This window comes from Klebsiella sp. CN_Kp100 (assembly GCF_040065315.1).
Classification (GTDB): domain Bacteria; phylum Pseudomonadota; class Gammaproteobacteria; order Enterobacterales; family Enterobacteriaceae; genus Klebsiella; species Klebsiella oxytoca.
The window spans coordinates 270,707-286,727 of record NZ_JBEAIJ010000059.1 but is presented as its reverse complement, the minus strand read 5'-3'; the positions used below and the strand labels follow the sequence as shown (position 1 = coordinate 286,727).

The following is a 16,021-nucleotide window of genomic DNA, read 5'->3' as shown; positions in this document are numbered from 1 at the left end:
GCCGCGGGCGCGGTTGCCCATAAACGCCTGGGGTACGGTCAGGTACAGCCGCTGCTGCCCGGCATCAAAGCGGGTGGTGGCGTCTTTGATCATTTCGGTTAACGGTATGCAGGCATCTGCCGCCATCACATCGATACCGGCAATGGCGGACGTGTTGACGCCCATGCTGGCCAACTGTCCGCGCGTCAGGCAGGGTGCCAGTCCGTGGCCTTTTTCATCAACATTAAAGGTAATATCGCGGGTGGCCATATACCCGTCATTGAGGTAGATATCCGCGCGGTAGGTACCCGGCGGCAGCTCCTGGCCTTTTTCAAAACCGGACAGATCCGCCACGGCAGCGGGATCGTCCGCTAAAAAACGTGGGTTGAAATAGAGTTCTGCCTGCGCGTAAAAAGCCGGTGAGGCCAGCAAAAGGGCAAGGGGGATCTGCGCAAATGCGCGAGCAGCTCCTGGAGTAACACGCCGGGAGCCCAGGTGGTCGAGTCCATATTTCAGATGTGACATAGTCCCTCCGGTAAAAGTCGCCCGGCTGTCAGTTCTTATTTTTATTTCCGGGAGAATGGGTCTCCCGTCAGTTATTGGGTAGCGCCCTGCATCCGCGGAGTCAGCGCGCCGTAGTCGTTAATCGTCCGGTATGTAATCTCGCGACCCGCATCGGCGGGTAAGCTGACGCTGGCTTCACCCATCGGCGGAACCAGCGCATTTTTCAGCACCCGGGTACCGGCGTTGAGTTCGGTGACCGTCAGGTAGTAGGGAGTGGGGTTGATCAGCGTAAGCGTGCCTGCGCCGCGGCGGAACTTCAGCTTTTCGGCAGCCTGATCCGGCGGCAGCGCCAGCTTTGCCGGGCGGTAATAGAGCTTGATGCGGCTGATGATCGCCAGCTGTAGCGTGTTTTCGCTGAGCTTTGATTTATCCATCGACGGGATCGCTTTGACGTTCATCCAGAACAGCGTTTCCCGATCCTGCGGCAGCTGGTTGCTGGTGGCATCAATGATGCGCAGGGTATTCTCTTTTTTTCCCTGCATGGCGAACAGCGGCGGGGTGATGACAAAGCGGCCGTCCTTCGCGCCGTCGGCATTCTCCACCCATGACTGAATCAAATAAGTGCTCTTTTCGTCGTTGTTGGTGACCGCCAACTGAACCTGCTTTTGCCCGGCAGGATAGATGACGCGGGTCGCTCCCAGCGCCACGCCGGCCTGGGCCTGAGCGCTAAAACCGTTGGTGGCGAGCAGTAATAGAGCCGCCAGTAAACCGCGCATCCCGCGCCGGGTAGCCAGTGTGTATTTCATGCTTATCTCTTTCTTTTTCAAAATTATTTCCTGTTACCGGCGCTGTTTACTGGTAGGTCAGGGAGAACCATGCCTGAGCGTTGGCCGCTCCCCCGGTCACCTGATTCCCGGTGGCTCGATATTTAGCGACAAAATGCAGGGTGGTCGGGCCGGTGTGCAGCGGCGACCAGCTTCCTGGCGGCGCATTGAGCGGGATCTGGCTGCCGGTTTTATCAAACAGAGCAACGCCCACGCCGGTCGCGATCCCCGGTCCTTCGCCCACCGAGAGCACGTCCGGGTTTTTACCATCGGCAACGCCGTAAAACGCCACGCCAACGCGCTGGCTGACGGCGGTGCTGCACTCCTGCAGGTGGATATCGAAGGGGACGGGGTTAGTGTCTTCCCCGGCCGAATGAAACCGATTGCTGCTGATTTGTCCCATATTGACCGTCATCTGGCGGTCGCCCGCTTCAACGCGGCACGACTCGGCAATAACTATCCCCTGAAAGCGCATGTTTCCGCCGGGCAGCATAACGTTCCACTGGTTACCGGCCAGCGCCAGCGGCGGGAGCAGGAATATCAACAGACCTGACTTCATCCTTTGCATCGTTATTACCCTCAGTCTTTTTCGGATAACGGGCCTTCCTGGCCCGACGTGCCTCCCTGCCTGATGAAGAAATTACTCGTACTGCACTTTAAAGGTGGCGTCCGCGTTAGCGGTACCGGCAGTCGCGACGCCTGTTGCAAAGTAGCGTGCCTGGAATGGGATGACGTTGGTACCATTGCTAAGCGTGGTTTGTGCGCCGAAAGACGCGCCATCCAGCGCCAGCGGGGTGCCGGTACGGTCAAGGATCTGTACGCCGACGTTAGTCGCGCCGCCTGCGGCAGAACCCTGCAGGGCCAGTACCGTTGGGTTTGTACTGTTAATCGCCGTGCCAGCAAAAGCGATCGCGGCCTTCTCGGAAACGGTGATATCGCAATCATTCAGTTGGATGTTGAAGCCAACAGGAGAGCTGGTGCTACCCGCGGTGGCAAGTTTCGCTGAGCGCACCTGGCCTAACTGCACGGTTTGATCGAGAGAACCGGCATCAACTGCGCAGGCCGCATTAACCACTTCCCCTTTAAAATGCACCGTACCGCCGTTCACCGTAACGGTATCGGCCAGAGCCGCAGCAGAACTCAGGGACAATGCTGAAATAACGATAAGTGCTAATTTGTTCATGGTAAAACTCCTGTTTATGAATAATCCTGAAGCTATGCTTCACTTGAAAAGACATTTATTGTTGAAAAATAATTTTTGAAACGTAATCCTGTTTTTACAGCCTAATTTATTCATCAGGTTGCGGCGATGCGTATAAATAGTCTTAAGTTTCACGCCAAACTCTTCTGCGATCTCCTGGTTGCTTTCCCCTCTGCTTAACATGCTTAACATCTGCTTTTCACGCAGACTTAGCCGGAATTTAGTATGGTAATTTCCTGAGGTCTCTTTCTTTAAAAAGAAATTCAGGATACTTCGGGTATTACTTTTCTTATCAAGTACGGTTATTTTTTCAAATAGTTCGGACTTATAAAAAGCCAGGTCGCTGGATGCAAAGGCGACAATGTTCTTATTCGAGAAGTAAATCCACTCCGAACCCGTAAGATCGTTAGAGTCGAGATCTATAATCAAAAAGAAATTGTCAATAAATTCTTCTCCAAGCAGTTCAATCAGGCCCAGAGTAAAATATTTATCCTTAGATAAAATATTAGTTGATAGAGTCATATCTGAACGCGATCTCATCCTTGGGTTGACCTTTAACTCAACGTTAATAAAACCATTCAGCGAATTAAGAGTAATCTAACATTGCCCACCTCAATGAGGCATGCGGTCGATGCTCTAAAAGAGATAACGGCTGTAGATATAGGTTTATTGTGTTTTATTATTCGAGTTTTTGCTGTTTGTTTGGTGTTTAATTTTATGTGTTGCATACAAAATAGATTTTTATAAATTAAAAATGATAGGGTGTACTTATCGTTAAACCCTGAACAATAGTCACACTCTTTGTATTGGAATTTTCTTAGGGAATATTCCTTGAGTAAACGCGATGATTTTTATCTTTAGCGTATCCGGTTTTTTTTAATTACTGAAAATATCCCGACAAGAGACTCGGGAAGTGACCTCTCCCGCTAAATTCAGAACGTTAATCATGAGGGTGATAATATCATCGTAGATAATTTCATACGTCATGAAATTAATTACGCGACGTTATCATTCCATTAGCCTTTAAATTTCTCTTTTCTACACCTCCGGAGCATTTTCAGCTCAGATTTCACGAAACCCCACTCACTCGATACGGTTATTTCTGCGTTCAGTTAATACTGATAAGCCCGGCGCGCCGCTGGTTTCGATGAGAGCTATAGTACCATTGTGATTTATTTTAGTTATATGTATTCTGTTTTATCGATTTTTAGGAACTATAATTTGGTTTATAAGTAAAATACCGTTATATACAGCACAAAATGCTATATATGCAGATGTTTTGCGGACGGTGTGCGGCTGAGGATAATTTGTAAGGCTAGTTTATGATGTACAAAATTCAAGGGACGATCTATTTCAGAAGTGATGACGGCCTGATGTGGCTGGATGAGGATGCATCCGTCACGCTAACAGCAACCACCGGTCGCCTGCTTAAGTTCCTTTTAGACCACAGAGAGCATGTGATTTACAGGAATGAGATACTTGAAAAAGTCTGGGACGCACATGGGCTGCGGACGTCCAGTCATAGCCTCAATAAGTATATTTCAGATCTGAGAGCCGTTTTCAGAAACCTGGGCTGCACCGAGGAGATTATCGTTACCGTTCCGCGGGTGGGTTTTATGATATCTGCAGCCATTGTTATTGAAAGAATGGATTATCCTGCTCTCGCGGTAAATGACGAAAGCGAAGGTGAAGGGGCGGTTGTCGGTCGGGGCATCGGTTCAAATGAGGAGAGCGAGACATATTCTGCCGGGGGGGTTAAAAAGGCCCGCTATGCACTACTTGCGCTATGCGCGTTAGTCATGCTTTTTCTGAGCATTCAAGGCGAACTGTATCGCCCACTCTTTGCCGCAGACGAGGATGAAATCTATTTTCTGGGGAGCGTCGATTCATGCCCGGTCAGAACTTTTAACGTAATACCTCAAGAGCAGAAGCCAAAGATGATGGCCCTGGCTCAGAAGCTTATTAAGAAACAAGGAATGCTGTGCTCAGGCAATAGTGTTTTTTACTTTAATGTATCAGAGTCTGTATTAAAAGCCTCTGAAGCAAGAGTATTTTTAGCCCACTGCATTAACTCAAAAGTTAAGAAAGGTGATTGGTATTCATGTGAAAACTATTACAGGCCAGATTATGAAATACCAGGATAAAATCAGGACCAAAAGCATTTACATTCTATTTCTGGTGTTGGTGATAGGGTTGATTTTTCTCTGGCTGGTAGGGCATCTTTATCGCAAAGACGACTTTGATTGCTCAGCCAACCTGAGAATTGAATCGACTTCATTTGCCTTTGATGCAAAATTTAAAACCTTCTTGCTTATGCGGGAAAATAATACCGGCTATTTTGATGTATCCGGGAAGGTGCTAGTCGATGACGTGAAGTACAACGTTGAAAGGGCGTACCATTTCAACTATGAAAAGAAAGCGAATAATATTTATCACCTAACCAATACCACAGTCTCTAAGAGAAAGGCCGACACCATGATCGAGGGTATGATGCAGAAAGTCTTTTTTAGTCCCGATCCGGATTCAGGACGCTATATCAAGATACAAAAGATGAAAAACGCCTGGATCGTTCAAAGTCTGTATTCCCCTTCGTTTATCTGTGTAACCAATTGAAGATAAAGGTTTTTAGATCATGGTGTTGTTGCCAGGGGAGTGACGCTCTCCTCGTATGCGATCCGCGCTAAGGCGCTTTCATATTAAAGAAGGCCGTTTCTCTGTCAGATATCTCAGAAAGCAAAAAGCCTGCTTCAAAAGCAGGCTTCTTAAATCTGGCTCCTCTGACTGGACTCGAACCAGTGACATACGGATTAACAGTCCGCCGTTCTACCGACTGAACTACAGAGGAATCGTGTGAACGGGGCGCATATTAACGATGCCCTTCCGCCTTGTCAAAGGGTGAATCGGCTAAGGTCGTTTGTTTGCTGACAATTTCAACAGAGTGCCCGTTTTTTCTGCGTCATGCCGCGTCATGCACCGTTGCAGTGCATTTATACCCCTAATGGGGCATACCGCAATCCGCTGACCGGACAAAAAAACGCGCTCTGCTATCACTATCCCTTATTACGCGGCTTACAGCGGCGTTTAGCTCTCCGGCCAAAAGCTGGCAAGCAAATTGCAAAACCTTCTGCATCTAAACGGCCAGTGTTGGTACTGGTGTTCCTTACAGGAGGCAAAATGAACTTAAGACGACTGAAGTATTTCGTAAAAATCGTCGATATCGGCAGTCTGACCCAGGCCGCTGAAGTCTTGCACATCGCACAACCAGCGCTGAGCCAGCAGGTTGCGACCCTGGAAGGCGAGCTGGACCAGCAGTTGTTGATTCGCACCAAACGCGGCGTCACGCCGACCGAAGCGGGCAAGATCTTGTATACCCACGCCCGTACTATTCTGCGCCAGTGCGAGCAGGCGCAGCTGGCGGTAAATAATGTCGGTCAAACGCTAAGCGGCCAGGTATCGATTGGCCTGGCCCCGGGCACGGCGGCTTCGGCCATCACTATGCCGCTGCTGCAAACGGTGCGTAACGAGCTGCCGGAAGTGATGGTCTATCTCCAGGAAAGTAGCGGAACCCTCCTCAACGATAAGCTTATCGACGGTCAGCTGGATATGGCCGTACTTTATGAACGTTCCCCGGTTGCCGGGATCATCAGCCAGCCGCTGCTAAAAGAAGATCTCTACCTGGTCGGTACCCGGGATTGTCCCGGGCAAAGCGTGGATCTGACGGCGGTCGCGGAGATGAATCTGTTCTTGCCGCGCGATTACAGCGCCGTTCGCGCAAGAGTGACCGAAGCCTTCACCCTGCGTCGCTTATCGGCCAAAATTATCGGTGAAATTGAATCCATTACCACCCTGACGGCAGCCATTGCCAGCGGCATGGGCGTCACCGTTCTGCCGGAGTCCGCCGCCCGTTCGTTGTGCAGCGCGGCCAACGGCTGGATGGCGCGCATCAGCACGCCGTCAATGAGCCTGTCGCTGTCGCTCAATATGTCGGCTCGCGGCAGTCTGTCGCCGCAGGCGCAGGCGGTGAAGGAGATCCTGATGTCGCTGGTGAGTCGCCCGTCGCTGGAGAATCGTGAATTACAGTTAGTCAGTTGAGCTATATTCCTGAATGGAATAAGTTGCTGGTTTTTATTATTTGTTAGCAAGGACAACAGACTTTAACAATAGAGCATATGTTATGTCTGATAGCCCGGAGGAAAGGGTGAACTTCCAGCAGCTCAAAATTATTCGTGAAGCGGCCCGTCAGGATTACAACCTGACGGAAGTCGCCAATATGCTCTATACATCGCAGTCGGGCGTTAGCCGCCATATTCGTGAACTGGAAGAAGAGCTGGGGATCGAGATTTTTATCCGCCGCGGCAAACGTCTGCTGGGGATGACCGAGCCTGGTAAAGCGTTGCTGTCGATTGCCGAGCGTATCCTCAATGAAGCCAGCAACGTTCGTCGCCTGGCGGACCTGTTTACCAACGATGCCTCCGGCGTCTTAACCATCGCCACTACGCATACCCAGGCGCGCTATAGCCTGCCGCCGGTGATTAAAGCCTTCCGTGAACTCTTTTCTGATGTCCGTCTTGAACTGGTTCAGGGAACGCCGCAGGAAATTGAAACGCTGCTGCACAACGGCGGCGCGGATATTGGTATCGCCAGCGAGCGTCTGAGCAACGATCCGACACTGGTGGCTTTTCCCTGGTTCCGCTGGCACCACAGTCTGCTGGTTCCCAAAGATCATCCGCTGACCCAGGTGACGCCGTTGACCCTCGAGGCGATTGCCCGTTGGCCGCTCATCACCTATCGCCAGGGCATAACTGGCCGTTCACGCATCGATGAAGCCTTTAACCGCAAAGGGTTGATGCCGGATATCGTATTGAGCGCACAGGACTCAGACGTCATCAAAACCTACGTTGAGCTGGGGCTGGGCGTGGGGCTGGTGGCGGAACAGTCGGGAGATGAGCGGGAGTCTGATACCTTTACGCGTCTTGATACCCGCCATCTGTTCGATGCCAATACCGTCTGGCTGGGCCTGAAGCGCGGACAGCTGCAGCGAAATTACGTCTGGCGTTTTATTGAACTCTGTAATGCAGGCCTGTCGCTGGAGGAGATTAAACGCCAGGCGATGGAGCCGGAAGAGGCGGCGATCGATTATCAAATTTAGCAGGATGATAAATCAGATATGACATAGCAAACGAAGCTATAATTCATTCACGATAATCGCCACAGAGGAAGGGAAATTGTGCGGCGCGTGAAACTGCTTTGTTCTTTTATTATGCTTCTCACCAGCCAGAGCGCTCTGGCGGTGAGCTACCCGCTGCCGCCGGAAGGAAGCCGTCTGGTAGGCAGCCCGTTGACCATCACGATTCCGCAGAACAATACCCAGCCGCTTGAGGCCTTTGCCGCTCAGTACGGCCAGGGCCTGAGCAATATGCTGGAGGCCAACCCGGGCGTCGATGTGTTCCTGCCGAAATCGGGCACCACGCTGGTGGTGCCGCAGCAGCTTATCCTGCCCGCCACGGTTCGTAACGGCATTGTGATCAACGTTGCTGAAATGCGCCTTTACTACTATCCGCCTGAAGGCACAACGGTCGAGGTTCTGCCGATTGGTATTGGCCAGGCAGGGCGCGAAACCCCGCGTAACTGGGTGACCGCCGTTGAGCGTAAGCAGGAGGCGCCAACCTGGACGCCAACCGCCAATACTCGCCGGGAATATGCCAGCCGGGGCGAAAGTCTGCCGGCATTTGTGCCGGCCGGGCCGGATAACCCGATGGGACTGTACGCCATTTATATCGGCAGGCTGTACGCCATTCATGGCACCAACGCCAATTTCGGCATTGGCCTGCGGGTGAGCCAGGGCTGCATTCGCTTGCGCAATGACGACATCAAGTACCTGTTTGATACCGTTCCGGTGGGCACGCGGGTGCAGATTATCGATCAGCCGGTGAAATATACCGCCGAGCCGGACGGTAGCCGCTGGGTTGAAGTTCATGAGCCGCTGTCGCGAAACCGCGCGGAGTATGAATCGGACCGCAAGGTACCGCTTCCCGTCACGCCGGCGATGCAGGCTTTTGTGAAGGGCGAGGGCGTTGATGTGAATCGCGCCGGGCAAGCGCTTGAACGCCGCTCCGGTATGCCGGTGGAGATTGGCCGTTCAGCGTTGTAAGCCGGCAGCGGCTGGTCGCCTTTTCCTGCAAACTCGCAGCAACAGAACGCGCCCGTGGTTTTCGGGCGCCATCGGTTGTCGTGAATAGCGCTCTTTATTATTCCGCTTTAACTCATCTCAGCGATAGGGATGTTTTTTAAACGCAGCATGATTTTCAAATAATTCGGCAAGCGACTGAATGTGACGAAACTCTTGCGCATCAACAATATCGGGGATCCTGGCCTGAATAAAGGTCCAGATAACCGTACTCGTCACGGCAACCTGATCGGGGTCCGTGGCAATCGGACGATCTTCCAGTAGCGTATTCCATTCCCTGCAGGCTGCTAGCAGTTGACGGGTAATGCGCTCTATCCACGGGTGATGCTGTTTTTCCGTCGGGCGAAGATGATGTTCATACACATTTTGCACCGCCTTCTCACCCGCGGCGAGCATAAAGCCCAGTACCTGCAGGTCTCTTGCCAGCGCATCCGCAGCGATCGGCAGGAGTTTTCGCTCCCCGGCTGCCTGTGCTTCGAAATAGTCCAGTATCAGCGATGAATCCATCAGACGTATTCCGTTATCCAGTACCAACGTCGGCGCTTTGACCACAGGGTTGATCTGCGAAAACGCGTCAAAGCTGCTGAATACCGACAGCGGATGGCTTTCAAACTCGACGCCGTAAAGTTCAAGAGAAATCGCCACGCGCCTTACATAAGGAGAGTCCATCATACCAATAAGCTTATTCATGATTCCTGTTTTCCTGTGCTGGTGAAATATGCTGGGGGTTAACGCTTCATTACTGACGATGAAAAGACAGTACAGTAAATTCATTCAGGCGAATATCTTCAGTATCTTACGGGTTAGGTTAGTATTACTGACAGGTTATGGGTCACCTTTTAAGCGTCACGGTGAGGGAGTAGTAACATGGCGGATTTTCCCCCGATTGCGAGTTTACGTAGTTTTGAAGCCGTGGCTCGTCTTGGCAGCGTTACGCTGGCGGCGAAAGAACTACACGTTACGCACTCAGCTATCAGTCAGCAGATTAAAGTGCTGGAGGAGAGGGTCGGCTTAAAGCTGTTTATTCGTCACGGTCGCGGCCTGCAGATTAATGAAGAGGGACGACTCTACGCCTTGCAGGTACGCGAGGCCCTGAACCATATCGCGGACGCCACCCGACTGGTGCAGGTAAAGCCCCGCAGACAGGAGCTGACGATAGCGGTGGTACCCTCTTTTGGAGGCCACTGGCTTTTGCCTCGTCTTGAGCGGTTTCGGGCGAAATACCCTCAAATCACGCTGCGAATACAGGCAAACCTGGCAGTCACTCATCTCCAGCAGGAAGGGACAGATTTGGCCATCCGCATGGGAAAAGGGGACTGGGAAGGCACGGAGAGTCATTATCTTTTCTCCGATGAGCTTATCGTTGTGGCTGCTCCATCTTATAACGGCGGTGAGCTACCCCGTACGCCGTCAGAGATAGCGCAGAGCAAGATTATCTTTTCCATGGAATCGTGGAAAACCTGGTGTATCAAGGCAGGGCTTGAAAGAGAGATTGTGCCCGGCGGGCTATGCATAAACGACTCAAATCTGGTGCTGGAGGCCGTCCGGCTCGGTAAAGGTGTCGCGCTGGAACGCCGATCTTTAGTCCAGGATGCTATTGCCCGGGGAGAGCTGGAACAGCTTACCCCTTTCGCCGCGCCTTATCCGTGGCCTTACTGGCTGGTCTCATCGCAAGTTGCAGAAAAGAAAAACGAAGCTGTGCTTTTTAAGGACTGGCTTAGTGAGGAGGTTGTTGCCTGGCGTCAGCAAACGGCAACGGTAGAAGAGAGATAAGAGACGTTTTTTGGTAAACAGTGAAGGTGAGTGTTTTTCTGACGGCTCCCGCAACATTATTCCGCGTAAGTGAGCTTTCACCTTCAGCTGCGCACAGCGCTACCCTTCCGGATGTATGACACTCCAGACCTCGATCATTATGAACTATGTCGTGGTTATCTGTTCCTCTCTCAAGAGCACTCCTGATAACGATAAAAGTTATTGATATCGCGACTTTCAATAATTTACATCTGAATGAGTGTAATATGCATTATATGTCTTTTTGGTAATTAAATTTGAAAACAGACAAGGATTATTTGTTTATCTTATTGTTTTTTATAGATTTAAATTTATAAGTCATAAGTTTTGATTTCTTTTTTGCAATTACTTTTGCTGGTGGTATAGTTATTACAGACCACAGATGGTAAAAGGATTACGCTCATCATGCGACCGAAAGAAGTTCAGGCATCGGCAGTCAGTACGATGTTCAGAGATGAAAGTAGAGGTTTGCTTTCCAGTAAAGTCGTTATTGTTCTCGGTTTACTTAGCGCCGTTGCTGCATTATCCACTGATATGTACTTGCCTTTATTTCCAGCTATCGCCAGCGATCTGCATACGACGCCTGACAAAGTTCAGCTTAGCATCACCGCTTTTATGGTAGGCTTAGGTATTGGGCAGCTGTTTATTGGACCATTATCCGATCATTACGGCAGACGTAAATTATTGCTGGGCGGGATGGCCCTATTAACCATCGCTTCATTAGCTGGCGCTATATCTACGAACATTCAGCTGCTCATTGTTACACGGTTCTTTCAGGGACTGGGAGGAGCGGCTGGTATCGTTCTTTCCCGAGCAATTATTTCTGATCTGTGCCCGGGGACTAAAGCCGCTCGATATTTTAATCTGGTGCTAGCGATACAGGGGATCGCCCCTGTTATTGCACCATTACTTGGAGGAGTGGCTGCATGGTTTATCTGGCCGGTAGTTTTTGTTTTTATGGCTACAATATCATTAGTTTCCACTCTGCTCAGTAGTCATTTTATTAGCGAAACCTTACCCCGTCATCAGCGATTACCTTTCAATCTGAATGAGTTTATCAGTCAGTTTATCGAGTTGCTAAGCAATAAGAAATATATTGGTTATACTCTAATTTTTTCAATCCAGTTTGGGGCGCTATTTGCTTATATATCAGCATCACCATTTATCTATCAATCGACGTTCGATTTATCCTCAGGAAAGTTCGCTGTAATATTCTCTATCAACGCCGGAGCAATGATGTTTGGTAGTATAGTCAGCGCTCGCTATGTTATGAAATTTGGTGAAGATAACCTCATAACCATGGGGGTGATAAGCACGCTGGTGATATCTATATTGCTTTGTATCGTTGACAATATTTCTCATTTCCAGTTTGAGATCGCGGCGGTACTACTGTTAATGATGATGTTTACTATGGCTTTGACATTTGGCAATGCCGCGAGTATGGCCATGGCGGCATCCTCTCACTTAAAGGGAACGGGTTCTGCTATTTTAGGGGCTTTTCAGTTTGGTATCGCTGCGATAACCCCGTCACTGCTTGGATTTGGAGACCCGTTGTCATTACTGCCTATGTCGCTGATTATCGCGGGATGTTGTTTAATTGCCATCATGGCATTGTTATTGACAGGTAAAAAAGGATAGTGTGATGAAAACCCATGACGCTATAAAAATCATTGGTGCAAGGCAAAATAATTTGCAAGATATTGATGTAGAGGTCCCTAAAAATAAAATAACAGTTTTTACCGGTGTTTCCGGATCGGGTAAAAGCTCTTTAGTATTCGGAACTATAGCGGCGGAATCTCAGCGACAGTTAAATGACACGTTTCCACCTTTTATTCGCCATCGCTTACCACATTATGGTAATCCTGAAGTCGATGAAATTGAAAACCTGTCGGTGGCCATTATTATTGACCAAAAACGTATTGGTGGCAACGCACGTTCGACGGTGGGCACCGCATCAGATATTTATACCCTACTACGGCTACTCTTTTCTCGTGTCGGCGAACCTTTCGTAGGTTATTCGAATGTTTTTTCATTCAATCATCCTGCGGGGATGTGTGCGACATGCGACGGGTTGGGCATTGCCAGTACTATTGATATCAACCATCTGATTGATTCAAATCTGTCGTTAAATGAAGGAGCTATTCGTTATCCTTCTTTTGCGCCAGGCTCATGGCGCTGGAAACGTTATGTTTATTCAGGACTTTTTGATGCCGATAAAAAAATCGCGGATTATTCAAAAGAGGAGCGAGAATTATTACTTTATGCGGATAATCTCACTCCTGAAGCGCCGTTAGCCGGTTGGCCTAAGAGTGCAAAGTTTGAAGGCGTCATTACGCGCTTTACGCGAAGTTATTTAAAACAAGAAACTAAAGATACTAAAACTGAGGAATTTCAGCGAGTCGTTAGTTTGCAGGTTTGCCCTTCTTGTCAGGGTATGAGGCTTAACGAGGAAATACTTTCCTGCCGGATTAGAGGGAAAAATATTGGCGAATGCGCAACGCTGCCTGTCACAGAGTTAAAGCTGTTTGTAGAAAAGCTCGATTACCCTGAAGTCAGGCCGCTGATCGAAGCATTGCTGGAAAGGTTGGATGCCATGTGTGCAGTAGGCTTGGGATATCTGGATTTGAACCGTACGACCCCTAGCTTATCGGGCGGTGAGTCCCAGCGGTTGAAAATGGTCCGACATCTGGGAAGTAGTCTGACCGGGATCGTTTATATAATTGATGAGCCCAGTACCGGCCTGCATCCAGCAGATATAGTGAAATTGAATGTTTTAATTGGAAAACTACGCGACAAAGGCAATACCATTCTGATGGTGGAGCACGACCCGGACATGATAGCGATAGCCGAGCATGTTATTGATTTAGGGCCAGGAGCGGGTAAGCAAGGCGGGAATATTGTCTTTGAGGGCGACCTGTCGGCACTTAAGCAATCCCAAACCTTGACGGGTCGATATTTCTCTTCACGGGCAGAGATAAATAAGAAACCGAGATGTGCCAAAGGTTATATTTCGGTAAGAAACGCCACATTGCATAATCTGCATAAATTATCGGTAGACGTGCCTTTAAGCGTTATGGTCGCTGTGACGGGAGTTGCCGGATCGGGCAAAAGTTCATTCGTTATGGGGGCCCTGGCGCCACAATGTCCGGAGGCGATCGTTATCGATCAAAAACCGATACATACCTCAATTCGATCGCATATTGCTTCCTGGTGCGGTGCATTTGATACGATCCGTTCGCTGTTTGCCGAAAAAAACCATGTGTCAGCGTCGTGGTTTAGCGCTAATGCCAAAGGGGCCTGTCCGGAATGTAATGGGCTAGGGGTAATACAAACCGATCTGGCATTTATGGATACGGTTACGTTGCCATGTGAGGCCTGCCAGGGGCAGCGCTATAACCCACAAGCGCTGAAATATCGTTATCAGGGAAAAAATATTGCTGAGGTATTATCCCTGTCGATTAATGATGCCGGCGAATTTTTCCTGAATGAGCCACAGCTCAGGCCAATTTTTCGTAGCCTGGTCGAAGTCGGGTTGGGATATTTACGCTTGGGTGAAGCGTTAAATCATCTTTCAGGTGGTGAATGCCAGCGGCTGAAGTTAGCGTCACAATTAAATCATGATAGTGACATGTATATTTTCGATGAGCCAACCACAGGTCTTCATCCCAGTGATGTAGCCTCGCTGTTGAAACTATTTAACCGACTGGTAGTGCGCGGAAACACCGTCATTATTATTGAACATAATATAGAGGTGATCGCTCAGGCTGACTGGATTATTGATATTGGACCTTATGCCGGGCAAGCAGGGGGGAAATTATTGTTTAGCGGTACACCCGAATCGATGCTGGCCTGTCGCCATTCATTAACCGCAGAGTGGTTGCGCAAACATTGCCGGATGGAGTGAGAAATGGTGGTCGGGACAGCCAGTAGAGACTGGCAATAATGTGATGCATGCCCATTATTATACTGATGTATTGTCCCGTTAATCTTATTCGTCTAAAGGCCAGTGGTAATCGCGATCCAGCCAGCCATCCAGGTCATAATCCATCATACATTGTTCGGCGAAACCTTTATATTCTTGTACCTGCCCCGACATCTGTGCGGCGAGCAACAGCTCGATACGAACATTTTCATGACTACCGGTATAATTTCGTTCATAGAGTTCGTGTCTGCTGGCGAATTCTGTTCCTACGGAGTCCCAGATTAGCTTCATAAGCTTGACGCGTTCAACGGCATCCATACCGTTGGAGCCCCGCATATATTTTTTCAGATAAGGTTCCAGTTCCGGCGCAGCGAAATCTTTGGCATGCGAATTGATATAAATAAGCGCGCTGCCAAGATCTTGTTCAATAATTTCTTTGATTCGTGGATAGCCGAGACTCATAAACCAACGGTAGGCTAAACCATAATCCAGGTTAGGCAGGAGGGCGCCGTTGTGCCAGGGGTTCGGCGATTTAGCCATAGCATCACTTATGGCCCAGAAGAGGTTGCGCCAGGCCAGCATTTCCCCGACGCGCGTCTGTATGCCGCGGAAATCGGCTACGCCGGTGGCTTCCACGCCTTTAATGAATAAACCACAAATAAAATCGATTTTTACCGCCAGACGCGTTACTCCGTGGAACGTTGAGCGGTGCAGGAAGCCAGAACTGGGTAAAAACGTGGCCGCTTTAGCGGTATCGCCGTAAATAAAAATGTTTTCCCAGGGAATCTTCACCTTATCCAGAATGAAGATCATGTCATTCTCGTCATAGCGTGAGGATAGTGGATAGTCAAAAGGACTGCCGACCTTTTCGGCGGCTAAGGAGTAAGAGGGGCGGCAAACCAGCTTCAGTCCTGGGGCATTCATGGGTAATGTGCATACCAGGGCAAATTCTCTTTTTTTGACAGGTAAACCGTAATGCGCGATGAAATTGTAATGCGTCAAAGCTGAGCCGGTAGCAACCACCTTGGCACCGCTAACAATTACGCCATCATCACACTCTTTTTCGACGTGAATGCAGATATCTTCAATCTGGTCGGGCGGGAGATTGCGGTCGATAGGGGGGTTAATGATGGCATGATTCCAGTAAAGTAGCTCCTCTTGCGAACGTTTGTACCAGTGTCTGGCGTTATCCGTATATTCGCCGTAGGCCTCGGGATTGGCGCCCAGAGTCGTAAGAAACGACGCTTTGAAATCAGGGCTTCTTCCCAACCAGCCATAGCTAAGCCGTGCCCACTGCGCGATTGCGTCGCGATCGCGTATCAGATCGTCAACAGAATGAGGAACGCGGAAGAACGGATGGGTGACACCACCGCTGCCGGTATCACAAGGCGTGGTTAAAATAGCCTGATACTTTTCGTCATGGAGCGCGTCGTATAATTTAGCTATGGACAGCGCTGAATTGCGAAACGCTGGATGTGTAATAACATTGTCCACCTTTTCACCATAAGCCCATATTTCTCGCCCATCATTTAGACCCGCTAAAAAGTCATTACCGGTAGGTAATGATACTGATTTATTTTCCATGTCAGCTCTCTCCGAATGTCGGTTTTCAA

General features: G+C 49.6%; 15 protein-coding genes and 1 tRNA gene. 8 read left to right on the top strand and 8 right to left on the bottom strand.

Going from position 1 to position 16,021, the window contains the following annotated elements; genetic code table 11:
- From ABLV12_RS27235 to ABLV12_RS27215, 5 genes are all read right to left on the bottom strand, one after another.
- The coding region (locus tag ABLV12_RS27235) for a FimD/PapC N-terminal domain-containing protein (protein WP_348867493.1) at positions 1–504 on the bottom strand (504 nt) is incomplete at its 3' end.
- Between the two features lie 71 nt (positions 505–575).
- Positions 576–1,259 carry a fimbria/pilus periplasmic chaperone gene (locus ABLV12_RS27230; RefSeq protein WP_202406626.1) on the bottom strand — a complete coding sequence of 228 codons (684 nt, stop codon included), beginning with the start codon at positions 1,257–1,259 and terminating at the stop codon, positions 576–578.
- A 76-nt stretch (positions 1,260–1,335) separates the two neighbouring features.
- The gene (locus tag ABLV12_RS27225; RefSeq protein ID WP_004103578.1) at positions 1,336–1,875 is read right to left on the bottom strand and encodes a fimbrial protein; all 540 of its coding nucleotides are present in this window, start codon (positions 1,873–1,875) and stop codon (positions 1,336–1,338) included.
- Positions 1,876–1,947: 72 nt separating this feature from the next.
- The gene (fimA, locus tag ABLV12_RS27220) at positions 1,948–2,490 is read right to left on the bottom strand and encodes a type 1 fimbrial major subunit FimA (RefSeq protein WP_004103576.1); all 543 of its coding nucleotides are present in this window, start codon (positions 2,488–2,490) and stop codon (positions 1,948–1,950) included.
- Positions 2,491–2,529: 39 nt separating this feature from the next.
- Positions 2,530–3,030 (bottom strand): LuxR C-terminal-related transcriptional regulator, encoded by a 501-nt coding sequence (locus tag ABLV12_RS27215; RefSeq protein WP_016808355.1) that lies wholly within the window; start codon positions 3,028–3,030, stop codon positions 2,530–2,532.
- Between the two features lie 800 nt (positions 3,031–3,830).
- Here ABLV12_RS27215 and ABLV12_RS27210 point away from each other — a divergent pair.
- Both ABLV12_RS27210 and ABLV12_RS27205 read left to right on the top strand, forming a co-directional pair.
- Complete coding sequence (locus tag ABLV12_RS27210) at positions 3,831–4,652, top strand: winged helix-turn-helix domain-containing protein (RefSeq protein WP_154023063.1); 822 nt, start codon at positions 3,831–3,833, stop codon at positions 4,650–4,652.
- Positions 4,636–5,121, top strand: coding sequence for a hypothetical protein (locus ABLV12_RS27205; protein WP_023321256.1), 486 nt, complete (start codon positions 4,636–4,638; stop codon positions 5,119–5,121). The genes ABLV12_RS27210 and ABLV12_RS27205 overlap by 17 nt, the downstream gene beginning before the upstream one ends.
- Positions 5,122–5,277: 156 nt before the next feature.
- On the opposite strand, the gene ABLV12_RS27200 is transcribed toward ABLV12_RS27205, so the two are convergent.
- Positions 5,278–5,353: transfer RNA gene (locus tag ABLV12_RS27200), tRNA-Asn, on the bottom strand.
- A 329-nt stretch (positions 5,354–5,682) separates the two neighbouring features.
- Between ABLV12_RS27200 and nac the strand changes: the two genes are divergently transcribed.
- The 3 genes from nac to ldtA all read left to right on the top strand — a co-directional run bounded on the left by nac (position 5,683) and on the right by ldtA (position 8,659).
- On the top strand, positions 5,683–6,600 hold the full coding sequence (gene nac, locus ABLV12_RS27195; protein WP_004113879.1) for a nitrogen assimilation transcriptional regulator NAC: 918 nt from the start codon (positions 5,683–5,685) through the stop codon (positions 6,598–6,600).
- A gap of 106 nt (positions 6,601–6,706) precedes the next feature.
- Positions 6,707–7,657 carry an HTH-type transcriptional regulator Cbl gene (gene cbl, locus ABLV12_RS27190; protein ID WP_016808354.1) on the top strand — a complete coding sequence of 317 codons (951 nt, stop codon included), beginning with the start codon at positions 6,707–6,709 and terminating at the stop codon, positions 7,655–7,657.
- Positions 7,658–7,735: 78 nt separating this feature from the next.
- Positions 7,736–8,659 (top strand): L,D-transpeptidase, encoded by a 924-nt coding sequence (ldtA, locus tag ABLV12_RS27185; RefSeq protein ID WP_004103567.1) that lies wholly within the window; start codon positions 7,736–7,738, stop codon positions 8,657–8,659.
- A gap of 117 nt (positions 8,660–8,776) precedes the next feature.
- Here the strand turns inward: ldtA and ABLV12_RS27180 are convergent, their stop codons facing one another.
- Complete coding sequence (locus ABLV12_RS27180; RefSeq protein ID WP_160885893.1) at positions 8,777–9,385, bottom strand: glutathione S-transferase family protein; 609 nt, start codon at positions 9,383–9,385, stop codon at positions 8,777–8,779.
- 177 nt (positions 9,386–9,562) lie between these two features.
- Here ABLV12_RS27180 and ABLV12_RS27175 point away from each other — a divergent pair, with 177 nt between their 5' ends.
- The 3 genes from ABLV12_RS27175 to ABLV12_RS27165 all read left to right on the top strand — a co-directional run bounded on the left by ABLV12_RS27175 (position 9,563) and on the right by ABLV12_RS27165 (position 14,390).
- A complete protein-coding gene (locus ABLV12_RS27175; protein ID WP_348867492.1) occupies positions 9,563–10,468 on the top strand; it encodes a LysR substrate-binding domain-containing protein in 906 nt (301 codons plus the stop codon).
- A gap of 423 nt (positions 10,469–10,891) precedes the next feature.
- Complete coding sequence (locus tag ABLV12_RS27170; RefSeq protein ID WP_016808352.1) at positions 10,892–12,124, top strand: multidrug effflux MFS transporter; 1,233 nt, start codon at positions 10,892–10,894, stop codon at positions 12,122–12,124.
- A 4-nt stretch (positions 12,125–12,128) separates the two neighbouring features.
- Positions 12,129–14,390, top strand: a complete 2,262-nt coding sequence (locus ABLV12_RS27165; RefSeq protein WP_160885897.1) for an excinuclease ABC subunit UvrA — start codon at positions 12,129–12,131, stop codon at positions 14,388–14,390.
- Between the two features lie 84 nt (positions 14,391–14,474).
- On the opposite strand, the gene ABLV12_RS27160 is transcribed toward ABLV12_RS27165, so the two are convergent.
- Entirely contained in the window at positions 14,475–15,992 is a 1,518-nt protein-coding gene (locus ABLV12_RS27160) for a 4-hydroxyphenylacetate 3-hydroxylase N-terminal domain-containing protein (protein ID WP_049094086.1), read from the bottom strand.
- Positions 15,993–16,021 lie beyond the last annotated feature (29 nt).